At 68.4% G+C, this 24,140-nt stretch carries 11 protein-coding genes and 2 pseudogenes; 7 read left to right on the top strand and 6 right to left on the bottom strand.

Going from position 1 to position 24,140, the window contains the following annotated elements; genetic code table 11:
• The first annotated feature begins 146 nt into the window (after positions 1–146).
• The 4 genes from ACWCPI_RS16980 (at position 147) to ACWCPI_RS16965 (ending at position 7,447) form a co-directional block, all read left to right on the top strand.
• Positions 147–1,019, top strand: coding sequence for a hypothetical protein (locus tag ACWCPI_RS16980; RefSeq protein WP_345033728.1), 873 nt, complete (start codon positions 147–149; stop codon positions 1,017–1,019).
• Positions 1,004–4,513, top strand: coding sequence for a DEAD/DEAH box helicase (locus ACWCPI_RS16975; RefSeq protein ID WP_451038853.1), 3,510 nt, complete (start codon positions 1,004–1,006; stop codon positions 4,511–4,513). The genes ACWCPI_RS16980 and ACWCPI_RS16975 overlap by 16 nt, the downstream gene beginning before the upstream one ends.
• 196 nt (positions 4,514–4,709) lie before the next feature.
• A complete protein-coding gene (locus ACWCPI_RS16970) occupies positions 4,710–6,005 on the top strand; it encodes an HNH endonuclease (RefSeq protein ID WP_451038852.1) in 1,296 nt (431 codons plus the stop codon).
• Positions 6,002–7,447 carry an argonaute/piwi family protein gene (locus ACWCPI_RS16965; protein ID WP_392366071.1) on the top strand — a complete coding sequence of 482 codons (1,446 nt, stop codon included), beginning with the start codon at positions 6,002–6,004 and terminating at the stop codon, positions 7,445–7,447. The genes ACWCPI_RS16970 and ACWCPI_RS16965 overlap by 4 nt, the downstream gene beginning before the upstream one ends.
• Positions 7,448–7,642: 195 nt before the next feature.
• On the opposite strand, the pseudogene ACWCPI_RS16960 reads toward ACWCPI_RS16965, so the two are convergent.
• Positions 7,643–7,824 (bottom strand): annotated as a pseudogene (locus tag ACWCPI_RS16960) (DNA-directed RNA polymerase subunit alpha); the annotation flags it as partial.
• A 101-nt stretch (positions 7,825–7,925) separates the two neighbouring features.
• Here ACWCPI_RS16960 and ACWCPI_RS16955 point away from each other — a divergent pair.
• From ACWCPI_RS16955 to ACWCPI_RS16945, 3 genes and pseudogenes are all read left to right on the top strand, one after another.
• Positions 7,926–8,822, top strand: a complete 897-nt coding sequence (locus ACWCPI_RS16955; protein WP_451039055.1) for a DUF5655 domain-containing protein — start codon at positions 7,926–7,928, stop codon at positions 8,820–8,822.
• 66 nt (positions 8,823–8,888) lie between these two features.
• Positions 8,889–9,201 (top strand): annotated as a pseudogene (locus ACWCPI_RS16950) (NUDIX hydrolase); the annotation flags it as partial.
• A complete protein-coding gene (locus tag ACWCPI_RS16945) occupies positions 9,198–9,611 on the top strand; it encodes an NUDIX hydrolase (RefSeq protein ID WP_451038851.1) in 414 nt (137 codons plus the stop codon). The pseudogene ACWCPI_RS16950 and the gene ACWCPI_RS16945, both read left to right, overlap by 4 nt.
• Positions 9,612–9,857: 246 nt before the next feature.
• On the opposite strand, the gene ACWCPI_RS16940 is transcribed toward ACWCPI_RS16945, so the two are convergent.
• The 5 genes from ACWCPI_RS16940 to pglX all read right to left on the bottom strand — a co-directional run bounded on the left by ACWCPI_RS16940 (position 9,858) and on the right by pglX (position 24,119).
• Positions 9,858–12,005 carry a DEAD/DEAH box helicase gene (locus tag ACWCPI_RS16940; RefSeq protein WP_451038850.1) on the bottom strand — a complete coding sequence of 716 codons (2,148 nt, stop codon included), beginning with the start codon at positions 12,003–12,005 and terminating at the stop codon, positions 9,858–9,860.
• 52 nt (positions 12,006–12,057) lie between these two features.
• On the bottom strand, positions 12,058–13,410 hold the full coding sequence (gene brxD, locus ACWCPI_RS16935; RefSeq protein WP_451038849.1) for a BREX system ATP-binding protein BrxD: 1,353 nt from the start codon (positions 13,408–13,410) through the stop codon (positions 12,058–12,060).
• 121 nt (positions 13,411–13,531) lie between these two features.
• Positions 13,532–16,450, bottom strand: coding sequence for a BREX-2 system phosphatase PglZ (gene pglZ, locus ACWCPI_RS16930; RefSeq protein WP_451038848.1), 2,919 nt, complete (start codon positions 16,448–16,450; stop codon positions 13,532–13,534).
• The gene (pglY, locus tag ACWCPI_RS16925; protein ID WP_451038847.1) at positions 16,450–20,349 is read right to left on the bottom strand and encodes a BREX-2 system ATPase PglY; all 3,900 of its coding nucleotides are present in this window, start codon (positions 20,347–20,349) and stop codon (positions 16,450–16,452) included. Before pglY ends, pglZ begins: the two co-directional genes overlap by 1 nt.
• A 23-nt stretch (positions 20,350–20,372) precedes the next feature.
• Entirely contained in the window at positions 20,373–24,119 is a 3,747-nt protein-coding gene (gene pglX, locus ACWCPI_RS16920) for a BREX-2 system adenine-specific DNA-methyltransferase PglX (RefSeq protein WP_451038846.1), read from the bottom strand.
• Positions 24,120–24,140 lie beyond the last annotated feature (21 nt).

The following is a 24,140-nucleotide window of genomic DNA, read 5'->3' as shown; positions in this document are numbered from 1 at the left end:
GAGTCCGGCACTCGCACGGCCGCGCCCGCAGCAGGCCCGCGGCCACGCTCACGCAGTATCCGCCCTCACAGACCAGATTTTGCTGGGTAGGGTGATCCGTGTTGCCGCGGGGCTCGGCACCGAGTCAGGAGCGGGGGTGGGGACGGGTGTCGATACCCGCACTGCAGGCCATGGAGCGCGCCCGGGCCGCCGGAGGCCGCCTTGTGGACTTCACTCAGCGGGAGAGCCGCGGCATCGGACAGGTGTGCCCGTGGGACTTGGTGGTAACCATCGGGCCGGAGCCCGAGGACCTTGATGCGGCAGCCTGGATCATCGCCGACGAGATCATGCGGGCCCGTACCGACCTGGACGACCTCGCATACCGGCTCTGGCGCGACAGCGCCCTGGCCGGCACCCCGCTGACCGGCCCCGATCGCGCCCACGTCCTGCTCTACGCCGGCCCGGTATTCGAGGCCAACGACACCACCGGCATTACTGGCTACGTAGGCGAGTGGCTCTGGTATCTCTCCACCCGCGACCTTCCCCCCGAGCCGGGGCGCAGCGTGGAGATCCTGGACCCGCCCTCATCGACGGTGACGGACAGCGGGCCGGACGGGCTGGTGATCCACCGAGTGCCCGGCAGCGAGCTGGGGTTCGTCTTCCGGTTGTGGGAGATGAAGAAATTCACCGCGGAAAAGACGAAGCCGAGCGACACGATCCGCAAGGCATGGCAGCAGTTGAACACTTGGGGGGCGCGGTACCTGGGTCAGATCTCGTGGGGAGGCCGGGAGCTGGCCCCCGACACCCGGGAGTTCGTTGCCTCAATAGCTCGGCAATGGGTGGACGCGAAGGTGTCGGGGAACGGCGGGGTCAGCATCGCTCTCGACGCCGAATACATCCCGGACACGGCCTTCGAGCGCTCGCACCAGCACTTCACCACCCACACCCACCCGGGCGCGCTGCAGGGCGTAGTGGTGGCGATCGAGGATCTTGAAGACTTCGCGAAGGACGTGAGGAGGTACGTGTGGAGCGCACTCTAGACCTGGAGGTACTCGCGTCCGCGCTCGGCGAGCACCGGGCGGGCGGGGTGCTGCCCAGCGCACGGGACCTGCTGGCGGCGATGACCGAGCTAGAGGTCGCGGCCTTCCGCGGTGAGCGGGAGATCGAGGACGAGACCCTCGCCACGGCGTGGTACCTGCACGGGCTCGCGGCGCTCGCCCCGGAGACTCCTGGCTACGACGCGGTGCAGGTGCGGCGAGCCTTCGCCACAAGCGCGCACCTGATGGACCTCGCCCTGGGCGACGAACGCAGACCCGAGGCTGAGCGGCTCCAGATCGCCTTCGCCGCCCAAGCCGGATACCGGCGCAGCGAGCAGGACCCGAACGCCACCGCCGTCTACCGGCAGGTCCACGCTCTCGTTGACATCACCGGTGAACTGCGCGGGCACATCGGCACCCTGTCGGTAGAGGCCGGCGTCATCTTTCTCGGCTTCGACCGCCCGGAGCTGGGCCGGGCGCTGCGTGCGTGGAGGCGGCAGCTGCGTGGGGTGAGGGCAATGATGCGCCGCGAGTCCCTGGCGGGGACCATGTACGGGCCCGCAGAGGCCGTTGTGGAGGCCGTCTTCCACCTGTACCAGTTCCTGGCAGTGGGCGAGGAACGGGATCTGTTGGCGGCGCAGCGGCTGCTGCGGGACGTGATGACGCAGGCGGCCGGCCGGGGCGACCGGCTCGCGCGGTGGGTTGCCGCGCATCTGTACCAGCTGAGCGGGGAGATGGCGGCCAGCAGCCTGTACCAACTGCTCCCCCCGGGCACTCCCCGGGCAGTGTCGCGGAGCTTCGCGCTGACGGAGCCGCCAGTGATGACGCTCTGGCCGCCGCAGCGCCAGCTCCTGATGCTCAAGCGCGGCAATCCGCTCGACCCGGCGACGTCTCGAAGCCTGATCAGTGTACCGACCAGCGCGGGCAAGACGCTGATGGCGCAGCTGGTGATCTGCTCGCACCTGGCGCAGCGCTCCGGGCGCGTGGTGTACGTGTCGCCGATGCGCAGCCTGGGGCGGGAGATGCGCGGGACACTGCGGGGCCGGCTGCGGGTGCTCGGGCGGCGCCTGGCTGCAGAGCAACCGGATTTTCCGCTGGGCACCTGGACCTCCTCGGCCCAGCCGGACGGCGGGGACGTGGAGATCGTCACCCCGGAGCGGCTCATGCACATGATCCGCAACCACCCCGGCGAAGCACTGGCGGAGGTCGGGCTGGTCGTCGTCGACGAGGCCCACCACCTGGGCCAGGGGCGGCGCGGCTTCGTGCTGGAGAGCCTGCTCACGCTGCTGCAGGCTCGCAGGGACATCCGACTCGTGCTGCTGTCCGCGGCGGTCGGCAATAAGGGCGACATCGCCTCGTGGCTCGACCCGGAGCGCCCCGAACGGGAGGTCTACTTCACCGACACCTGGCGGGGCCCGCGCCGGATGCACGGGCTCATGTATCCGAACCTCATGGCGGAGCAGGCCGAGTTGACGGAGCGGCGACCGACGGCAAAGCATGCCTCGCCGGTGCTCGCCACCGTGCCCGTCGAGACCCTCCTCGATGTCCGGCCGACCGCCTCGTCCGCCATCGCCCGACTGACTACCGGAGAGGTGGGCACGCGGCGCTTCGCCGGCTCCGCAGGCCGGTGGAACGCGCGGACCCGTCTGCCAGGCGGGATCGCCGACTACCAGGTCTTCGCTGCTGGCGCCGCGGAACTCACTGCGGTCGGCAGCGTGCTGATGGTCGTCGGCACCCGGCGGGCAGCCCGTGACGCGGCACTCGCCATCGCCGAGTGCCTGCCCGAGCGGCCTGAAGCCGAGGCTCTGACCGACTACCTCGCCGACACGCTCGGCACGGAACACCCGCTAGTGCGCTGCACCCGGCACGGCGTCGCCTACCACCACGGCGCCCTGCCCGAGGATGTCCTGCACGCCGTCGAGGGCGCGCTGCGTCGCAACGAGCTCCTGGCGATCGCCAGCACCAGCACCCTCACCGACGGCGTCAACCTGCCCGTGCGCACGGTCATCATCCACCACAAGGTCGACGGCGACCCGCTCACCTACGACGGCCAGCGCACCCTGTCCCCCGCCGAGCTCCTCAACGCCATCGGCCGCGCGGGGCGGGCCGGTCGGGAGAGCGAGGGGTGGATCTTCCTGACCCGCCCCTACCCGCCCCGCCCCGACGAGTTCGACTCCCTCAACCCCGACCCGGAGCAGTTGCGCGTCGTTTCTGCACTGCTGACCGACGAGGCCCTGACCGCACTCGCTGACGCCGAGGACACCCTGCGACAGGACGCTGACGGAGTCTTCGCGCTGGCGGATGGTATCGCCGCAGACTTCGCCTCGTTCGTCTGGCTCGTCCTGCAGCTCCACGCTTCCTCGCCGACGCCGCAGGGCAATCCCATCGACGCCCTGGACGCACTGTTCGCCCTGTCCCAGAGAGGCAACGGCCGGCAAACCAGCCGGTGGCTCACCCTCGCGGACAAGGTTGCCACCGTGTTCGAGACCACCGACCCGGCCCAGGCCGGCCGGTGGGCCGCCACCGGCACCAGCCTGGGGTCGGCCCGCTACCTCGACTGGCTCGCGAACCAGTTGGCCGTGCTGCTCGACCGGCACACGGTGGACGACGCCATCGGAGGCGAGCGGCTCGCCGAACCGGAGGAATGGTCGCTGCAACGCACCCTCAACTTCCTCACCGAGCACCAGGTCTTCGACCGTCTACTCGACCACGTCCCGGAGGTCACCAAGACCTGGAGCTTCAAGGACAAGGAGACACGGGGCACACAGATGGACGTCCCGATCGCCCCCGCGCTCCGCGAGTGGATCTCCGGCACCACGATCCCCGACCTCGCCCGTTCCTGGCAGCCCGGCGTCGCTGCCGGGTGGGCGCTCGAACAGGCGGTACGCAACATCAGCACCGCCTTCGGGCACGCCCTGAGCTGGACCGTCGGCGCCCTCATCAACCTGGTCAACACCAGTCCCGTGCTCTCTCCCGGCGCACCCAGGCTCAACACGCACACCGCCTGGCACATCCGCCACGGCGTCGACACCGAGCAGGCCCTGACCCTGCTCACCTCCGGCATCACCTCCCGACGCATCGCCCACCTCCTCGGCCGCGATGCCGCCCGCCTGGGGCACCGGTCGGCCGGCCTGCGGCAGTGGACCGCCCAGCACCACATCGACGGCTGGACACGGCAGTACGAGGCGAACGACTACGAGGTCCAGGACCTCCTCGACTACGTCCGAACCCCCTCCGACCCGATCAACCAGCTCCTCGACAACCGCGCCGCCACCACCCCGCTAACTCGGCTGGCAGCAGGGACACCCGACGGCCCGGTCAGCGTCGCACGGCCTAGCGAGCGCCACCCGACCATCCGCGTCGGCCGCGACCGTCGCCGGGTGGCGACTGTGCCCGCCGACCGCCACCTCGATGTCCTCGCGATGCTCGATAGCGGCCTCGACCTCAACCACCGCCTCCACAACGGTCAGCTCATCACCACCCGGCGCGCCCGGTAGCTTTCGCCGAGCAGGTCGAGGAACTGAGCGAAGACAGCACAACCAGTGGTCAGCAGATCAGAGGCTGGGCCGACGCGGTGACGACCCACCAGCGGGTGCTGCGACGCAGCGGAGCCCCGATGGTTCGCACTCCTGTGCGAGGGAGGGCCTTTGTCAGAGGTCGTCCGTAGCATGTGGGTTACCTGGAGGAGGTGTTGTGGCCGTACCTGTCGCGCAGCAACGCAAGTTGACCCAGCGTTCCGGCAATATCTGCGCCTTTCCCGGATGCGGCTTACTGCTGACGGCTCAGGGGACGCCGGAAGACCCCGTTGTGGTGCTTGGCGAGATGGCCCACATCGTGGCGGAGAGCCCGAACGGTCCGCGGGGCGATTCACCGTTGACGCCGGAGGAGCGCAATCGGTACGAGAACCTGATCTTGCTGTGCAATCAGCATCACCAGCTGATCGACTCCGAAGGTGCGCTGGCGAAGTACACGGTGGAGCGTCTGCACGCCATGAAGGAGACTCACGAACAGCGGATCGAGCGCAGGCTTGGCGGGCGTTCCAACGTGCCGACGGAGCTGCCCCCGATGGTCAACGACACCGTGTACAGCAACGTGCTGCCGGTTACGCAGATGCCGCGCTACATCTACGGAGCTCCTTGCTCTGTCGGCCGGGAGAACGAGGTCCGGCCAGCCGCGGCATCTGCTGGGACGATGACGCCGTTCATCCTGCGTGAGGGGCGGTTGTGGGCATTCCAGGACTTGCGGGACACCAGCAACCCGTTCATCGACGTGGTGGCGTGCACGGAGACCGAGCGCTTCTCCACCAAGGAGTGGTGGACGGATCCCGACAGGCTGGGGTGGTACGTCGCGCTGCTGAACCGGTCGCTGAACAAACTCACCGGACGTCTCGGACTGCGGCTCGACCACGACCACCACCGCTACTACTTCGAACCGGAGGCTGCTGGCGTTGAACGCTCCGTGCCGTACCGGCCGTTGAATGCCAGCAGGGCGACCCGGAGCGTCGTATGGCAGCCCAAGAAGCGAGCGACCGGGGAGGCTCGCAACTATTGGCTTCACCGTGCTGTTTCGCTGCGCTTCTTCCTCATCGGTGACAACCAGTGGTGCCTGAGCGTCAGACCCGAGTTGCGTGTCACCTCCGACGGCTTCGAGTCCATACAGGCCAAGTACATCGGGCGGCAGGTGACCCGGAAGAAGTCCCGCCTCTTCAACCACGACCTCCTGGGCGAAGTGCAGTTCTGGCGGGACTTCCTCGGCAGGAGCACTCCGCGGATTTTCTTCCCCTTCGGCACGGACAGGCAGAATTTGATCGTCTCGACATCGCTGAGTAGCGGACAGGTGCGCTGGCCGGGCATTCCCCCCGAGCACGACATGCCCTTCAAGAATGTCGACTACGTGGACGACCTCTTCACCTGGGCCGAGGCGGAGGGTCTGAGCGAGGACGATGATGCCGCCGACGAAGACGACGACGCGGAGGAAACGCTGCGATGACGGCACGCCCTGCTCCACCGAGGATCTCGCCCGCCGGCTCCCCGTCGCTCATCGCTAGCACCTACTTTCCCGAACCGCTGCTGCAGTTCGCCGACGACGGCCTGCACATTGACCCCAAGGCCGGCATCGCACGCTACGGGCCGCGTTCCTGGACGGCATCGGGCCGCCATCCCACCCGGCTGCGCGTGGGGCTGATCGGTACCGCCGAGCTCGTCGAGGCGGCCCGTACCTGGATGAGCAGTCGCGCCGAGGGCGTACGCGGGGATCTGAACAACCCGGAGTTCCCTGGGTGGATGCCCGACCGCGGGTTCTTCTCGTCGCTGGAGTTCGACGACGCGTGGAATGAAGAACTGGGGCAGACCGAACTGCGGCAGGTACTGGAGATCAAGTCGCAGAAGGACCGCTTCCACGCTGCCTTGACCCTGTTCGAGGCCAAGTTCCGGCAGTTGGCAGAGCGTGACAGCGTCCCCGACTACGTCGTGATCGCGCTGTCCGACCAGATCGTGACGCGCTGCGGCACGGCCGACTACACCGGCAAAGAGACCGGCGCGGTCCATCGCGACCTGCGCCGGGCTCTCAAGGCGAGCGCCATGAAGTTCCGCATACCAACGCAGATCGTCCGAGCGCCCACGCTCGACGGGCGCGACAGGACACCGCCCTCCCGCATCGCCTGGAACTTCTTCACCGCGATGTACTGCAAGGCGGGAGGCTATCCGTGGAGTCCGTACGGCCTTACGCCTGGGACCTGCTACGTCGGCATCGGCTTCTATCGGCCACTGGGTAGCGCGGACGCGACGATGCAGACCAGCCTCGTGCAGGCGTTTGACGAGCGAGGGGAAGGACTGGTTCTCCGGGGACACGAATTCGAGTGGGATCCGAACAAGACCGGGAGTCGTTCGCCTCACCTGACGGCTGACGGCGCGCATCAGCTGATGGCCCTGGTACTCGACCGGTACGAGGCAGCCATGAAGCAGACCCCGGCTCGCATCGTGGTCCACAAGACCTCGCGCTACTGGCCGGACGAACGTGACGGCTTCCGCGCGGCGATCGAGTCCCGTGTGCGGCGCTACGACCTGATGGCGCTTGAGGTGCAGAGCCGGGTACGTCTCATCACCACATCGAAGTACCCGCCGCTGCGCGGAACCCGTTTCACTTTCGGTGACTTGGACTACCTGTACACGACGGGCTACATATCCGCGCTCAACGAGTTCCACGGGATGCACGTTCCGGCGCCGCTCCAGGTCGCAGACCATGTCGGACAGGATTCTTCGCGAGATGCTCTGCTGAAGGAAGTCCTCGCGCTCACGAAGCTCAATTGGAACTCGGCCGCATTGGGCGGACTCCTGCCGATCACGATCAAGTTCTCCGGGCTGGTCGGCGAGATCATGAGGGAGATCCCCGCAGACCGGGAGCCACTGCCTCAGTTCAAGTTCTATATCTGAATGCACGAGGTGCCGGCCTCGGGCAACGTCCCCTTCTCGTCAGCTCCCTGCCGGCGAAACGGCTGTACGACCTGCGGCACTCGGCGCTGACCACCTGGCTGTACGTTGGCGCGACCCGCCCGAGGTCCCCTGAGGGCGTCGAAACAGCGGTGAGGTTCTCCTGTCCCTGGCGCTTTGTCTTATGACCGGCGCGGCTCAGCGGTACTGCTCGGTCTCCACGAAGCCCGCGTCCGCGTCGAAGGCGGCGGCGGGCGGGTTCCGGGCGGGCTGTCCTTCAGGGCCAGGCCCATCCCGGGGAGCTTTTCCATGACCTCGGCGATGGACTTCGCACCGAAGTTGCGGACGTCCGGGAGGTAAGCCTCCGAGCGCTGAACCAGTCGATCGGGCCTCCGGCACACGTTCTTCACGTGCCTCGTGCTGGTTGCGGAAACAATTCTCCGCCCGTCCGACGTTGTCCATCTCCTATGCGATAACGGGGGTGGTCGGCTTGAAGTTGTTCCGGACGGACGCATCGCAAAGCGGCGTGAGCGAGGTCATGCCGCGTCTTGCTGAGGTCGAGGCAGATGTGCAGGGTCTCGTCGAGGCGCACATGGAGACGCTGCTAGGCGTCCGTTTCCTGGCGAGCGAGTACGGCACCGGGCTGGTCCACAGGGGCCGGATCGATTCGCTCGGGCTGGACGAGAACGGATCGCCAGTCATCGTCGAGTACAAGCGCGGCGTCGACGCCGGCGTCATCAACCAGGGCCTGTTCTACCTGGCGTGGCTAATGGACCACCGTGCCGAGATCGAGCACCTGGTCCGCGACCGGCTCGGGATGAGGGCCGCGTCCCAGGTCTTGTGGAGCAGCCCTCGCCTGATATGTATCGCCGGCGACTTCACGCGTTACGACGTGCATGCCGTGCACGAGCACCGGCGTTCGATCGACCTGGTTCGCTACCGACTCTTCGGGAGCGACCTGCTCGGGCTTGAGACCGTGGCGTCCGGGAGCGGCGGCATGCAGGCGGCACGCCGAGCCCGCCGCCGGGCGGTTGCCCGGGCGACAGCCGACGTCCAGGACGCGTCGATGGTTGAGCTGGCGAGCGCGGTCGATGAGGCACTGCTCGGGCTCGGGGACGGTGTGAACCGCGTCGAGCGCAAGACGTACCGGGCGTACCAGCGGCTGCGGAACTTCGCCTGCCTCTGTCCGCCACAGCGGAGCAAGCTGCTGGTCTACCTGAAGGTCGACCCGAAGGAAGTCGACCTTGTCCCGGGATTCACCCGGGATGTCTCCGGTCTCGGTCACCACGGGACGGGTGATCTGGAGGTGCAGTTGCGTACGCCGAGGGATGTGGAGCGGGCGCAAGATCTGTTCCTGGCGAGCTACGCGGCGGCGTGATCGCTGGCGGTTTCTCGGTCGTGCCTGCTCATGTGGTCGGTCCGGGCCTGTCGGGTGATGCCTTTCGGGATCACCTGGCAGTTCCCGGCCGGTGTCATCAAGCCAGGAGCCGAGGCGGAGACCACCCACCGTGCGGGAAACCTTGGACGAAACGGGTGTCCACTGTGCGGTCCGGCAGCGCCTTGGGAACCGGCTTCATCCGGTGACCGGCGTGCTGTGCGAGTACTTCCTCTGCGAATACCTGGCAGGCGAAGCCAGCAACACCGACGCAGTCGAGAACATCGACGTCATGTGGGTCCCAAGAAACTCGGTCACCCGCTTTATCCCCGTCGATACGATCTTCCCACCCATCCTGGCTGTCCTGGAGGAGCAGACGTGACGCAGCAGAACGCGGAGGAGCAGCCAGGCATCGCCGCGGCCATCGTCGTCAGTGGGGGGCGCGTGCTAATGGTGCGGCGCCGGGTCAGCGAGGGACAGCTCTCGTGGCAGTTCCCGGCCGGCGAAATTGAGCCGGGCGAGACCCGCGAAGACGCCGCCGTACAAGAGACCCATGAGGAGACCGGGGCGGAGGTGGCCGCCGTGAAGCTGCTCGGCGAGCGGATCCACCCGAAGACGGGTCGGTTGATGTCGTACACGGCCTGTGAGGTGGTGGGCGGTACTGCCCATGTCGCGGACGCCGAGGAGTTGGCTGAGCTTGCGTGGGTCGCCCATGGCGATATCCCGCAGTACATACCATATGGGCTGTTCGGGCCGGTGCAAGAGTATCTCGACGCAGTTATGACAACCTGAGTGGTTCCATCCTAAATGGGTGATCTCTTGAGCTCGAGTAAATGCGTTGGCATCAAGGCTGGAACTGGGGCGTGGCTGCTGGAGGCGGACCTCAACCTCGCTGAGCAGGACCCGCCTGCCCCTCGAGCTGGAAGCCCAGGCGGGTGGACTCCACCGGCCACCGCATAGACATTGAGATAAGCGGGAGCGTCACGGAAGCCAAGAAGGACCTCAGCCGCCCGAAAACTCGCCTCTGTTGCGGGTTGTTCAGGTGCCCCATTCCATCCGTACGGGCTCGCGAGCTGCGGCGAAGGCGCCGTCGAAGTCGGCGAGGCGTTCGGCGAGGGTGGTGGCGGCGATGCGGGGCGGTAGGGCCGCCGAGAACTTGAGGCCGCGGACTGCCCGCGGGTCAACGGTGGGCAGGGTGAGGGAGTCTGGGAGCTCGGCGCGGGCGGTTTTCCAGTCGGTGGGGGAGAGGTCCTGACGGAGGCGGACATGGGTGTCGGTGGGCCGCTGTACGGGGTCGGCGAGGTTGCCGAGGGAGGCGGCGAGGGTGGCGTTGGCGCGGTACCCGGCCCAGGTCCACCAGCGGGTGGCGTCCGCGTCGCGGACCAGCAGGGTGCCCGCCGGGTGTACTTCGTGGGGTGCGCGGTCCATACGGAGTTCAGCAAGGGCCGCGACGGCGCGGCGGGTGAGGCGGACGTCGGGATCCGTGCCGAGCAGGACGTCGCGCATGGCGCGGGTGAGGACGTAGGACAGCCCGCGGGCTTCGCTGCCCTGCCATTTGGCGATGCCGCCGTCCTCGACGGGTTCCACGAAGGCACGGCGTCGGGCCCAGTCGATGAACGTGACCTGCCAGCTGCGGCCGGCCAGCAGCAGGCGGCGCGGGCCCGGTCGTTCTTCGGTGAGGACGGTGGGGTCGGTGGTGCCGATCTCGGTGCGTCCAGCGAGCACCGTGAACTCGGGTGGTGCGGTGAAGGAGGCGGTCAGCTCCATGAAGTGCCGGCGGCCGAAGTGCTTCTCGGCTTCGGAGCCGATGAACAACATGCCGCCGTCGCTGTCGAGGAAGCCTTCCGCGACCAGGTGCGACAGGAGGGGCGCGGCAGACTGGTCGAAGGGAGCCAGGCCGTTCCACTGCTCGGGCCACAACCGGTCGCCGACGCGGTGTTCCTGCAGGGTGACGGCGAGGAGCTGCTGGGCGACGAGATGGCGGGGTGAGGGGGGCGGGGTGACGGGTTCCACCCAGCCACGGGCCCACAGAGTGAGCAGGCCGGCGGCTTGGAGCAGGGTGTCGGGCCGGGTGGCGAGGAACAGGCAGTTGCGGGATGTGCCGGCGCGACGCCCGGTGCGGCCGATGCGCTGCAGGAACGAGGCCACTGTGCTGGGTGAGTCGATCTGGATGACACGGTCTAGGTCGCCGACGTCGATGCCGAGTTCCAGGGTGGAGGTGGAGACGATGACGCAGTCGCGGGCTTCGGCGAATGCCTGCTCGGAGCGTGCGCGTTCGTCGGTGGACAGCGAGGCGTGTGAGAGGAACACGGTGACGTCGCGGGCGCGCAGTGCCGCACCGAGTTCTTCCACCTGCTTGCGGGAGTCGCAGAAGACGAGCCGTTTCTCTCCCCGGTGCAGGGCGGAGATCACCTTGGCGGCGTTGGCGAGCGATCCGACGTAGTCGAGCTCCACCTCCCCTGCGGGGCCCGGGTGTTCGGTGGTGCCGGTTGTGGCGGGCAGAGTCACGCCGGGGGCGACGACCAGGCCGGGGCGATCGGCGGGGCGTGCGCCCTGGAGCCAGGTGAGCAGGGCGTCGGGGTTGCCGACTGTGGCGGACAGCCCGATGCGCTGGATGCGGTGGCCGGCGAGCCGTTCCAGGCGTTCGAGCACGGCGAGCAGGTGCCAGCCGCGGTCGTCCCCAGCGAAGGCGTGCACCTCATCAACGACGACGGCACGCACCCGGCCCAGCATGTGTGCGTGGTCGGTCTTGACGCTGATGAGCATCGATTCGAGCGACTCGGGTGTGGTGAGCAGGAAGTCGGGGGATTCGGTGCGGATGCGACGGCGTACGGACTCGGGGGTGTCGCCGTGCCAGAGGGCGGCTCGACGCCCCAGCCACTGGGCGTAGCTGTCGACCCGGTGCACCAGGTTGTTCAGGAGCGCCTTGAGCGGGGCCAGGTAGAGGACTGAGGTGCCGGTCCAGCGCTGCTCTCGCATGGCGGACAGCAGGGGGAAGGTGGCGGCCTCCGTCTTCCCGCCCGCCGTCGGCGCGAGCAGGACCGCGTCCTCGCCGTTCATCAGCGGGTGCACGGACGCCTTCTGCAGCGGGCGCAGATCGGGCCACCCGAGCGTGTTGACGATGTGGTGCAGGACTACCGGGTCAAGGCGCTCCAGCGGGTCGGTGCCGCGCGGCTGCTCCTGCACGTCTGCAACTCCCGGGCTATTCGTCAGAGTTCGGGACTTCGGGACTGGGTCGTCAGATGTCGAGGTCGAGGTCGTCAGCCGAGGCGGCCGGTGCGGGCGCGGCGAAGTTCCGTTCGGTGGCGGTGAGCTCACTGCTGCCCACGGTCAGCTTGTAGTGCCTGCGCGGGTCGAAGTCGGGGAACTGGTCGATCCGGTCGAGTACGTCGCCAACCAGCTTCTTCAGGTACAGCCGTGGTGCGACTCCGACCTTCCCGCCCAGTGCCCCGCCCACAGCCCGGGCCAGGTCGGTGAGGTAGGCGTCGTCGGCAAGCTGCTTGATCCTGTCGGGAGACTGGGAGCCTTCGGTATACAGGTCGCGGATGGTGGCGCCCAGGCCGGTCAGTGATGCCTCGGTGAATCCGGGCAGCCGGATCTGGACGGCCCGCGGGTTGTCGAAGCGGGGGTCGGTGGTGAAGTCGGTGGCGAGGCGCTGGGCGAGCGGTGCGAGTCGCTGTACGCCCTGCTGCCCGTCGTAGAAGGAGGGCGTGCCGGTGATGATGAGATACAGGCCGGGGAAGCGGCCGGAGTGGACCTCGTCGATGAGCTGCCGCAGCGCGTTGAGTGCCTTGTCGCGGGCGTCGGAGCGGACCCGTTGCAGGGTTTCTACTTCGTCCAGGACGAGGACGAGGCCGGCGTGCCCGGCGTCTCTCAGCACGGTGAGCAGGCCCTGAAGGAAGCCGAAGGCACCGAAGTGGTCGAGGTCGCCGCGGACGCCTGCACTGCGCCGGGCGGCTGCGGCGACGTGCGGCTGGCCGCCGAGCCAGGCCATCACCGCAGCGGCGGTGGCCTCGTCGCCGGCATCCAGGGACTGTTTGTATCCGCGCAGGGCGGTGGCGAACGCGGGGGCGTGTCGGGACACCTCGGCCAGACGGGCAGTGAGCAGCCGGTCCACGGCCTGTGGCAGCTCGCTCTCGCTCGCGCCGTCGGCGAGTGCATCCTCCTCGAGTGCGTAGAACCAGGCGTCGACGACCGGCCGCAGGGCGCTGGGCGGGAAGCTGGCGGTGGCAAGGCGCTCAGTGAGTCGCCGGTAGACCGTCTCCAGCTTGTGCAGTGGGGTCTCGGTCTCTGACACCTGCACCTCGGCCACGGCAAAGGTGCGCCGTTTGGCGCGCTCGCTGAGCCAGCGAGTGAAGAAGGTCTTGCCGGATCCGTACTCGCCGCGCACGGCCTTGAACACCGAACCGCCTGCGGCGGCAGTGTCCAGTTCCTCATCGACGGCCCGCTCGAAGCGGTCTAGTCCGGTGGCGAGCAGGTCGAGGCCGCTCTCGGGGACGGCGCCGCGCCGCAGCGCGTCCACGACAGCACGCCGCCGCACCGCGCTGACCGGGGTGGTAGCCCCGGATGCTGAAGATCCAAACGCGTTCACCCGAATAGTCTCCCATCCGGCTGCCCACCTGGCCGGACACCCGGCCGTGCACCGCGCCGCAGGTGCTCGGAGCGGCCGGGCGGGCCGACTGCACCGCCCGGCATGGCCGCAGACCCCCGGTTCACAGTCCGAACTGCTCGATCATCTGGCCCCGGTGCAGGCGCAGGGTGCGGTTGTCGGGGAGAATTTCCAGGATCTGGGCGCCGTCATAGTTGAGGAGCTGGGCCAGGGTCGCGGCGAGGCCAGGGGCTCGGGTGGCGGGTTGGCCGGCGCGTTCGGCCAGGGCGGTCATGGGCAGGGTCCCCGCTTCGACCAGCGCGGCCAGAGCCTTCGGCAGGACCGCCTTGTCGCGTGGCACACGGGCGAGCAGTGCCAGCTGTTCCTGGTACAGCTCGGTGGCCATGAGGCGATTCACCAGTGCGGTGGCAGGGTCCTCTGTTTGATCGGAGACGGGTACGGCCGCAGGCTTCACTACAGGGGCGACAGGTTCCTGTGGTGCGGAGGGTGCGACCTCGTCCTCGCCGAAGAGACTGATAGCGCCCTCTGTCACGGGCGGGGCTGACTTCTTGGCCTGCTTGCGGCTTGGGCGTGCAGCGGTGGCCTCGGGTGCTGCGATGGCATCGGCTCCGGCCTTCGTCTCGGCCTCGAGTCCGGTGGTGGCGTCGTTGTCCTGCTCCCACCATGCGGGCGTAAGGTCGCCCAGTTCCCGCCACCCCGTAGGTGGCTCTGCGCCGAACGGCAGTAGGGCGAGGAGGGGGATGGTGAACTCGGCGAGGGTTGCCCCGCCGTGGTAGCCCGCCTTCAGCGCGGTGTACCGCGCGTCGTGGTCCCGCAGCGCGACGATCCGCGATCCGGGCTCCGGCCAGACTACCCGCGGTCCGGACAGCTCAATTTCGGCCGGTGCGACGGGTCCGCCGGGGGCGCGGTGACGGGCCGACCCTATGGCGCCCGTGGCCGTGTCGATCTTGCTGCCGCGTCGCTCGACCACATGGCCGTGGTCGGAGGTGAGGAGCACGGTCATGTCGTTGGCGCGGGCGGCCCGCAGCAGCGGTTCCAGGCCGCCGATCTCCTTGATCTCCCAAGCGCCGTCGCCGAGCTTCTGCTCCTTGGCGAGCCGGTCGTCGACGGTGTTGAGGACGACCGCGACATGGGTGCGCTCGTCGGCGAGCGCTTCAGTCAGGGCGGTGGAGAAGGGCGAGCCGGTGTCGGGGCTGCGCAGATCGTCCTTGTGGAAGACAGCCGCAGGGGCCCCCTTCCAGCACGGGTGCTGGGGGAAGAGCCGCTTCTCGTCGTTCTGGTCGCCCTTCATCAGGGTGCCGGCGAATAGCGAGGTGCGGGAAACGGTGGTGAGGGTGGGCAGCGCAGCGGCCACGGCACGCCTCACCGGTGCTCCGGTCGCGCCCTGCAGCGGGTCGAACTCGGACCAGTGTGCGTGCAGTTCCTCACCCAGTTCGGCTGCGATCGCCGCGCTCATTCCGTCGATGAGGAGGAGCAGGACCCGTCGGCCGGGACAGTCCACGACGGGCGCGACGACCCGGTCCAGGAAGCTTTCGACGGTGAGCATGGCGCCGGGGGCGGTGCCATCTGCGGTCCACACCGCGAGCCGCTCGGAGAACGCGCGGTCCAGCTCACGACGTTTGCTGCGCACCTGCTCGCCGATCCGGCTGTAGGCGTTGGCGAGTGCGTCATCTGCGTCGCCGCCCGCGTCCAGGTGTTCCAAGGCTCGGTCTACCCAGCCGAGTTCGCGGATCTGGCGGTCGGCGCCGTCTGCCACCGAGGCGATGTCGACTTCAGGCTGGGACGCCAGCCACCGCCGCAGCCGCCCTGCCATCCGTACCCGTTCGATACGGGCCTGGGTGGCGCCGTCGACGGCCAGGGCGTGTTCGGCCAGCGCGGTGATGGCAGCCGTGACCGTCTCGGGACCGCCGTCGGCGAGGGCGCGGCCCGCGGCGGTGAAGCGTGCATCGAGTCCGGCGGCGAGCAGCGGACTGGCAGCGGCGGCGGTCTGCGCCCCGAACTGTGTGACGAGCTGTGCGGCCCTGCTCAGGACCGGGTCGGCGAGCCGGTGTTCGCCCCGGTCGACGAGGCCGCGGACGTACGCCTCACCGCTTTGCCCGAAGGAGGTAAGGAGTCGGTCGAGGTCGTCGCCCTGGGCGGGGGGCTGGTCACCGAGCCATCGCTCGGCGCGCCCGCGCGCCCGGTACAGGTCGTGGTCGGCCTCCGCGTGCCCCCACAGAGCCGCGCAGACGACCGCGTAGGCGGCTGCGTCCGCCCCGTGGTCGGCGTCTACCAGGGCGGTAATGATCTTTCCGGTGGAGCCGGCCTGTTCGGGTTCGGCGAGGAAGCGGGCCAGGCCGGCCCGTTCCGGTCCGCGCAGGTCGCGCAGGAGGTTGGGGCTGCCGGGGATGTGGGTCCACCGGAACAGGGTGATGGGGTCGATGCGGTCCCCGTCGTCGTGTGCGGCCGGCCCGCCCAACGCGTCCGTGTCACGGCGGCCGAGCCGGAGCCGACGCCGGGCCAGCCGGGTGAGGGCCTCGTCTCGGGAGAGCAGTCCCTTGCCGAGCGAGGGCCAACCGCGGCTGGCCGCCGCGTCAAGGAGCGCTTCGGCCGCCCAGGTCTCCCTCCGCAGCCGCCCGTCGAGACCGCGCGCGTCGAACGCCTCCTGCACGACCTCCCAATTGTCGACGGACCGGATCCTTCCGCCGTAGACGCGGGCGAGCAGCCCGGGGTCCAGGTCGGTGTCCTCGCGGTCGGTGAGGACGACCAGAACTTTGGGGTCGGGAGGAGTCGGCGCGTCGAGGTGGCCCAGGATCTGCTCGTGCACGGCCAGCACCGAGGGTGCGACGACCACCCGCGCCTGCAGCCCGCTCGCCGTACGCTGCACGGCGGGCCCGTCCCAGACGGGAGCGGCCCGCAGCAGCAGTACGCGGACCGTGCCGTCACCGAGCCGACTGCGGGCGGCGAGGTACTGACGGACGGTTCCTGCCGACAGCCGGGCGGGGCCGGCGGTCGCGGGGGCTGCGGTGACCGTGTCGGACATCAGTCGACGACCTTCCAGGTGACCTCGACGGTGGCGTTCGGGTGCTCGGCCGCGAGCGCCGCGATCTCCGCCTGCAGTTCGGCGGCGGCCTGGGCGGCGGTAGTCCGCCCGCCGCCGGAGCGGGCCACGGACCGGGACGGTGTGCGCGGCCCCGGCTGCTGCGGCGGCTCCGGCAGCACCTGCGGGTGGGCGGAGCCGCCGTTCAGGTCCACGCTGTCGGAGCTCGGCGGCGGAGTGGGCGACGGCTGGGGGCGCTCGGTCGTGCTCTGGCGAGACCTCAGCAGGGACAGCACTTCCCGGCTGCTGGTGTGCAGCACGCCCGGCAGGTCGGGATAATCACCCGGGTCGCCAGCAGCAGCATCCCGCACCCGCTCCAGGACGGCCGCGCCGTCCACGCCGAGGGTGTCGGCCAGGCTCAGCTGGTCCCAGCTGGTGTTCTGCAGCGCGCTGGCGACCTTCCCTGCGCTCTTCAACGACATGCCGTACCGGTGTGCGGAAAAGTCGCCGAGAGGGAAGCGGGCGAGCCGGTCCACGACGGTCTTCGCCTCGATGCCCGCTTCCGTCACCTCCTTGACCAGCTCCTGCGCCCGCCGGGCAAGGACGAGCCGGGGGGAGTCGTCGTTCAACTGGAGGAAGGCACGGTGCTTCTCCAGCTCCCCGACGAGCCGTCCGGCGTCCTGGCCGAGTGAGGCGGCGGACTGCTTGATCTGTGCGGCGAACTGGTTGACGATCCGGCCGCGCCGCAGTTGTGGCGCCTGGTTGCCGAGCATGGTCTCGAACCGTTTGCGCGCCTCTGCCCAGTCACTCTCGGTGGGCAGTTGCTGCTCGCGTAGGGCGTAGTCGCCCTTCAGCTCGTGCGGTGCGGGCGCGGGTTCGACGGGGACGCCGCCGCGCACCCACACCCGGTCGGTCATCTCCGCGTACGCGGCGGCGAGCAGCCGGCGCAGCGGCTCGGGCAGTCCGCGCGGCTCGGGAAGGTCGCTCCAGTCGGAGAGCTTGACCAGGGTCGGCTCGGCGGTGCTGTTCCTGCGAGCCTGGTCGTTGAAGTGGTCGGGCCAGGCGGTGGACTGCCGATAGTACGCCTCCCGCATGGCACCGAGCCCGAGGCCGCCCGCGATCCGCGCCATGGTCTTGCGGTCTTTGGAGTCGACCTCGGTCTGGCCGTCACGGTTCTCGGCGGCCTTGCGGACATACTCGAAGACGGTCTTGATCTCGGCGGGCTTCACGGGCCTGCCAGTGCCGTCCGGGTCCAGGTCGGGGTGGGCGGGGTATTGGTGGGCGAGCAGTTTGCCGGCCAGGTCGCGGGCGGCGGTATCCAAGGTCGCGCCGAGCGGAAGCCGTAGCTCGTGCACGTCCTGCTGGGCGACCAGGTGGGTGTCGAAGCTGAGGTCGACGACCCCTTCCTGCTTCTGCGTGAGCCCGTACGCCTGCCGAAGCGCCTGGGTGACGCGCTCGGTGAGGATGAGGAGCTGCGACTGGAGCATGCCCTTGGCACGCTCTTTGTCGTCGGCGTTGAGGCTGCGCGCGAAGTCGGAGTCGAAGCGGGTCTCGTCAGCGAGGGCCTTGTCGATGACGACGAGGCGCTCGAAGTCGCCGCGGGAAGCGTCGGTCAGGTGGGTGGGCAGCCAGGCCAGGGTGCGTGAGTCACCGCCCGGCTTCTCCCGCAGGGCGCGCAGCCGCTGCAGGTCATCCATCGGCCCGAACTCGCCCTCGTCATAGGGGAAGTCGACAATGAGCCGCCAGGCGTCCTCCTGGCTCGGCCGCAGGGTCGCCTCGGGCAGCGAGTCGACATCGGCGACGTTACCGAAGACCACCTCGACCTGCCGTTCGGTGCCCTTCCACACCAGGTTGAGCACGTCGTACGCGTCGAAGCCGCCAGGCCCGTCGCTGACGCCGAGCGCCTCCTTGAGCAGGCCGCGCATCTTGGCACGCCGGTTGTTCTGGTTGTTGTGGACCTGGGCGTTGGCGAGGACGGCGTCCAGATCGACACCGGTGAGCTCCAGTCGCACCACCGCCCCCGGCCCGGTACCCGTCACCTTTATCTCAGGGAAGGTCGCCGCCCACTCCTTCGCCTTCTGCTCAAGCCGGCCGACCTCGGTCCCCGCGATGCGGGTAGTGATGGAGCCGTGGTTGAGGGCATGCAGCCGCGCCAGGGTGAGGTCGGCCAGCGCGGGCACACTGGGCGCGAGCGCAGACAGCAGCAGGGTCTGCAGCAGTCGGCTGTCACCGGTGAAATCGCGGCAGCGTGCAGCAAGTTGCGGGTCGCCGAGTGTCTCGGGGCGGCGCCGGTACGCCTCGACCTGGTCCTCGGTGACCTGGTTGGTCTTCAGCAGGTACGGGCGCAGCTTGTCCCGGTACAGCTTGTCGGCAGCCTCGAAATGAACACTGGTCTCCCCGCTGAACGCCTTGTCGCCGCCGCCCGCGATCGCCGGGTAGAGATCACCCAACGGCACAAGCTGCCCGAGCCGCCAGTCGTCGCGGTGGTCGACGAGCAGCTGGCTCATCAGCTTCAGACCGGTGCGGGAGCGCTGCAGGGCCGCGGAGATGTGTACCAGGGTATCCATGAACGCCGGCGGGAAGGGGTACGTCCGCCTGAACGCGCCCTCGTCCGCGCCGGTGGTGGACTTGTCATGGCCGAGAAGGGTGTCCCACACGTCCGGGCCGAGCCTCTTGGCCTCGGCGAACGCAGCCTCCACCTTCGCCTCGGCCTCCGGGCTGGTGGGCTTGAGCAGGCGGGCCTGCGCGATCTGCGGGAGGTTGCGGTCCTCCAGGACGATCTTGTCGAAGCGCCCGCCGCTGAGCTTCAGACTGTCCTGGACGGCGGCCTCGGCGGCCCCTGACATCTCCTCGCCGACCAGCTCACGCAAGTCGCGCTGGCGGGCGATGAAGGACACCACCGGGATGGCGCGCCGTTCGTCGCCGCCCTCCACAAAATTCGTGATCTTGTCGGCTTCGCGGGAGACGAACTTCTGGTCGTGGATGCGGGAGGCCAGCCACAGGATCAGCTCGTCCATGAAGAGGACGAGCCCGTCATAGCCAAGGGACTTGGCGTGCGCGGCGATGATGCCGAGCCCCTTGTCCAGCGAGACGAACCCGTCGGCGTCTTCGGAGGCGTTGCGCGAGAACGACGGGAACAGGGTTTGGGTGAGGTCCTGCACGAGCCGGGCCCGCAGTTCCCGCGGCGTGGAGGGGTTCTCCAGGTCGAGGTCCTTGGTGTTCTCATGCTCCTCCGGGGCGTTCACCGCCTGATCCAGCAGTTCGGTGGTCCAGGCGAAGGAGTCGCCCCACTCATCCTCCTGGCCGTCGCCGGCATCGGCGAGCTGCGCGATCACCCGCTCATCGCCGTTACGGCGGCGCTGCTCGGCGAAGTCCTCGAAGAGCCCGTCGGTCCGGTAGACCTGCGGCAACGGGCAGCCGGGGTGGAGCTTCCGTACGTGCTCGACGTACTTACCGAGCACGCGCTGCTCCAGCGACTTGGAGCCCAGCATGTGGTAAGGCACCAGCAGGAACTTGCGGTCGTCCGCATCCAGCCAGGCGTGCCGGGCTCGCACGGGGTCGAGGTCGCGGCGCGCCCGGGCGGCTTGGTTCCGCGACAGCAGCGCGTAGAGCACCGCCATGAAGTGCGACTTACCGGAACCGAACGAGCCATGTAGATAGGCAGCCTTCGACGAGCGGCTGTCCAGCGCGGACTTGATCAGGTCGAGGGCCTCGTCGAAGTTGCCGAGCAGCCGGTCGGTGACAACGTAATCCTTCAGCGCAGCCTCGGCCCCCTCGGGCGTGACCGCTTCGTTCAGCTTCAACACGAAGTCGGAGGTGGACACCGACTCCGGGATGTCGATCAGCTCCCGAAGCAGCGGCCGGTCCTCGGGACGAGGACTGTTCCTGTTCATGAACGCCATGGTGTGTCTGCTCCTCGCCCTACTCAGGCGGACTCTGCGCCGCTGTCGGCATCGGTGACGGTGTCGTTGTCGGCGTCGATGACGGACGTCTGGACGGCGGCCTTCGTGCCCGTGCGCGTCCTCGATGTGGCGGCCTTCGACGCGCCGCGTCCACGGCTGGCGGCCGACGGACGCCAGGCCCGCAATGCATCGTCGGTCAGCCCGAGCTCGCCCTGTTTCTGCTGCCTGAACGCCAGGATCTCGGCGGCCGGCGACGCCCCGAACTCGGGGTCGTATTCGCCATACCACTGCTCCAGCCATGGCTGCAGCTCAAGCAGCCCGGCCAGGTAAGGCACGAGGTCGTCGTCGCTGAGCCCAGCCTGCTGGATGTACGAGGCGAGCGCGAGTGCCTGCTCCAGGTGATCCCAGCCAGCCCACCCGTACAGCTCCGGCGACTGCGCGTTGACCGTGCCGTAGGACACGAACCGCTCCTTGGGCACATCCAGCTTGCCGCGCGCACGCCAGTAGCTCGGCTTCAGGAAGTCCGCCGAGGTGTACTTCGGCGGCACGGGCGTCCGCTCACGGACCTTCCGCTTGGCGGGCTCGTCGGGCGCGGCGTCCTCCTCCCGCTGCAACTTCCACACCTGTTCCCAGTCGGCACGCTTCTTCAGCCCGGACGGCTTGTACCGCAGCGCGGACACGAACGGCACATGCTCCTCGGACAGCAGCTCCCGCACGGTCTTCACGAGGTCCTGCCGGGGCGCGTACAGCTCAGCAACGGACGTGAAGTCCTCGTCAGCGGAGAGGGTTTCGGAGAGCCGGGCGAGGGCGATGACAGTAGGATTGCCATTGGCGTCGAACCAGTACGCGCGGTCCTCGACCCGGTCGAGCAGCCAGGACTTCAGCGCCTTCTGCCGCATCGCATCCCAACCCTCAGTGGCCCAGCGCCGTTTGTACTCGGGACGCTCCACCATGCCGATGGCACGGTTCGACTCGATGACCCCGATCCGCCTCCGCACGAGCGCCTGATAGTCGGCGGGCCAGTGCGCTGGGATCTCCGTGATCGGCGTCGAGGCGTGTCGCTTGAACCACTCGCCACTGGCCTCACCGGCCGCAACCCGCCGAGCGAGCACAATCTCGAAAGCCCGCTCGCCAAGGGCAAGTTCGGGCACGGCGGAGGTGTCGGGCAGGCGCAGATCCTCGGAGTGAAGGTCGTAGAGGGAGTACACCTGCCAGTCCAGCTCCTCCTGGAGGGCGATCATGCGGCCGCGAATCGAGTCGTAGCTGGCTTGGGCAGCGCGGAGGGTCGGAGCAAGGGGGGTGGCCTTGGCAGCGAGGGCAGCGGGGGTCGTCGCTGCGAGTTGCTGGGCAAGCGAATCGAGCTCCCCAGCGAGGGCGACGGGGTACTTAGCAGGAAGCGGGAATTCTCCGACCTTGCTGCCGGTGAACTCGTAGAAGCGTTCCCACGCCTGTGACTTGTAGCCCTCGTTTACGCCCTGGCTACCCTTGTCATGGCTGACCATCTTGAGCCAGAACCCGGCTGTAGAGCTATTGAGCAGCCCGAGCAGTCGCACGTGATCCTGCTCAGTCGCCCCGTCTCGCAGCTTAATTACAGGTGCGTGGCGATTAAAGACACACCCACCTCGGTCCAGAACGAAGTGGTTATGAGTGGAGACAAATGCAAACATTACCGACAGGGGTGTAGCGTATGCCGATGACGTGAATTGCATGTAATCCCACCAGTTGAGGCCAGCGGCAGCCATATCCCCCTGGAAGGTACGCCGCTCCCGGAGGAGCGTCCGGTAAGGCCAGAGTTCCTCTTGAAGTTCTTCTGTCTTCATTCCCTCCGCGTACGGAAACCAAATGGAATCCTCTGCCGCGGCATGCCAATCTCTGACGACATCACCAGTCAGAAAGGGAAGGAGGCTCGACTTGTCGGCTCTGGTTTGGTATGTGGGACGGCTTGGCCTAACGTAGGCGCTATCGGCGCCTACGCGGACGGCGCGACCGATACCAGGGTCGATGACATTCACCAACGATTTTGCGGTCGCCGCTGACAGGGCTTCAACCAACTCCAGTCCGCCATCAGCCAGGATCCACGGCTGCTTCCCGAAATACCGACCTCGCTCCAGGTCGTCCACTGACACCCACTGTCCCGCGCTCCCCGGTCGGTCGATCAGCTCAACGATCGCCCGCCACACCAGCCCCTCCGCTTCCTTCCCCTCCTCCGGTGCCGAAGGCTCCCCTTGCACGCTGCGTACCGTCCGGATCGTCGCCTGCCGCTTCGATCCCTCCCTTGGTCGCCCGACGAGAATCACCGTCGGCGTCCCATGCCCCGGGATGACTGCCCCCGACGTGTCGATGACCTCCGTCAGCTCGACCTTGTGCGCGAAGTACTCTTCGATGAGCGTGGTGCCGAACTCTCGCTTCATGAACGAGTTCGCCGTGATCTGACCGACCATGCCGTAGCCGGTTCCGTCAGCTCTGCCTCGCTTGGCCAGCTCGAAGAACCGCTGGGCGAAGGGGACGGACAGCGCGTATGTTCCCGCGCACGCGTCGTACAGCTCCCGGTACAGCTGGTTGAGTTGCTTGTCCTTGACTGTGATGTATGGCGGGTTGCCTACGACCACGTGGTAGCGCCCCTGCTCCAGGATCCCGGGATGCTCGTGCACGTCCTCCGTCGCGTACGAAAAGTCGGCCAGCGGGTCACCGGCTGGGCTGCCGCCCTCCTCCTCAAGGGCGAGCCCCAACTGCAGTTCCAGCTGCCGGTCCTTGATGAGCGAGTCGCCGACTGCGAGCTGGATGGGCCACTCGTAGCGCCGCGCCTCCTCGAAGGTCCTGATGCCGCTCGCGGCCATCGCCGCGACCAGGAGCCGGAAACGGGCCACTGCGACCGCGAACGGGTTGAGGTCCACCCCGTGCACCGAGTTCAGAGCCGCTCGAACCCGCTCGTAAGCGCCGACCTCAGGCCGCTGCTCGGCCCACATTCGCACAAGCCGCCGGAATGCGCCGAGCACGAAGTGGCCAGACCCGCACGTCGGGTCGATCATCTTCAGCTCTTCGAAGCCGAACTCCCGCACTGCCGGGGGCATCGTCCGGTCGAGGATGAACTCCTCCACGAACTCCGGGGTCTGCAGCAGCGCGTACGTCTTGCGGGCCGTCTCGCTCAGGTCTTGGTACAGGTCGCCCAGGAACCGGGTGTCCCAGCCCTCGGTGCCGTCCTCGCTCAGCGGGTCGCTGAAGTCGTGCACGAGGACCGGGCCGTCCGCCCCTTCGTCCTCGTTGACCTCACCGACGCGCTGCTCCCGCCAGAATGCGAGCAACGCGCCGGCGCCGTCGTGCGACAGCGGGATCTGGTAGAGCGGGTTGTGGTCACGATCGAAGAGCAGCCGCCCGGCCTGCCCGGCGCCCAGCTCGGCGAACGCCGTCTCCAGCCATACCCGGTACGTCGGGTCGGCGTCCTTCTCCAGGTATTCCTCGAAGCGCGCCTGGGCGGTCTCCCGCCCCGCCACGTCGGGGGAGGTGATGTACGGCTCGGCAATCAGCCGGTTGTCCTCGCTGAACCGCACGAAGACCGTGCCGAGCACCCAGGCAACCGCGACCTGGGTGATCCGCTCGCCAAGCCAGGCGTTCCACGTCGCCGCCGTACGGCCCAGCTTCCGAGCCTGCTCATACTCACCGCGCAGCCGCGTCCCGACCTCAGGGACGGCTTTGACCTGCTGTTCCAGATCGGTCTCTGCCGCCTTGACCTGCTTCTGCAGGTCGGCGAGGAGGATCTTGCGGACGATCACGAACGGCTCCTGAGGAGAAAG

The organism is Streptomyces sp. NPDC001920 (genome assembly GCF_053594495.1).
The sequence above is the reverse complement of the archived record's forward strand: the minus strand, read 5'-3'. Positions and strand labels throughout refer to the sequence as shown.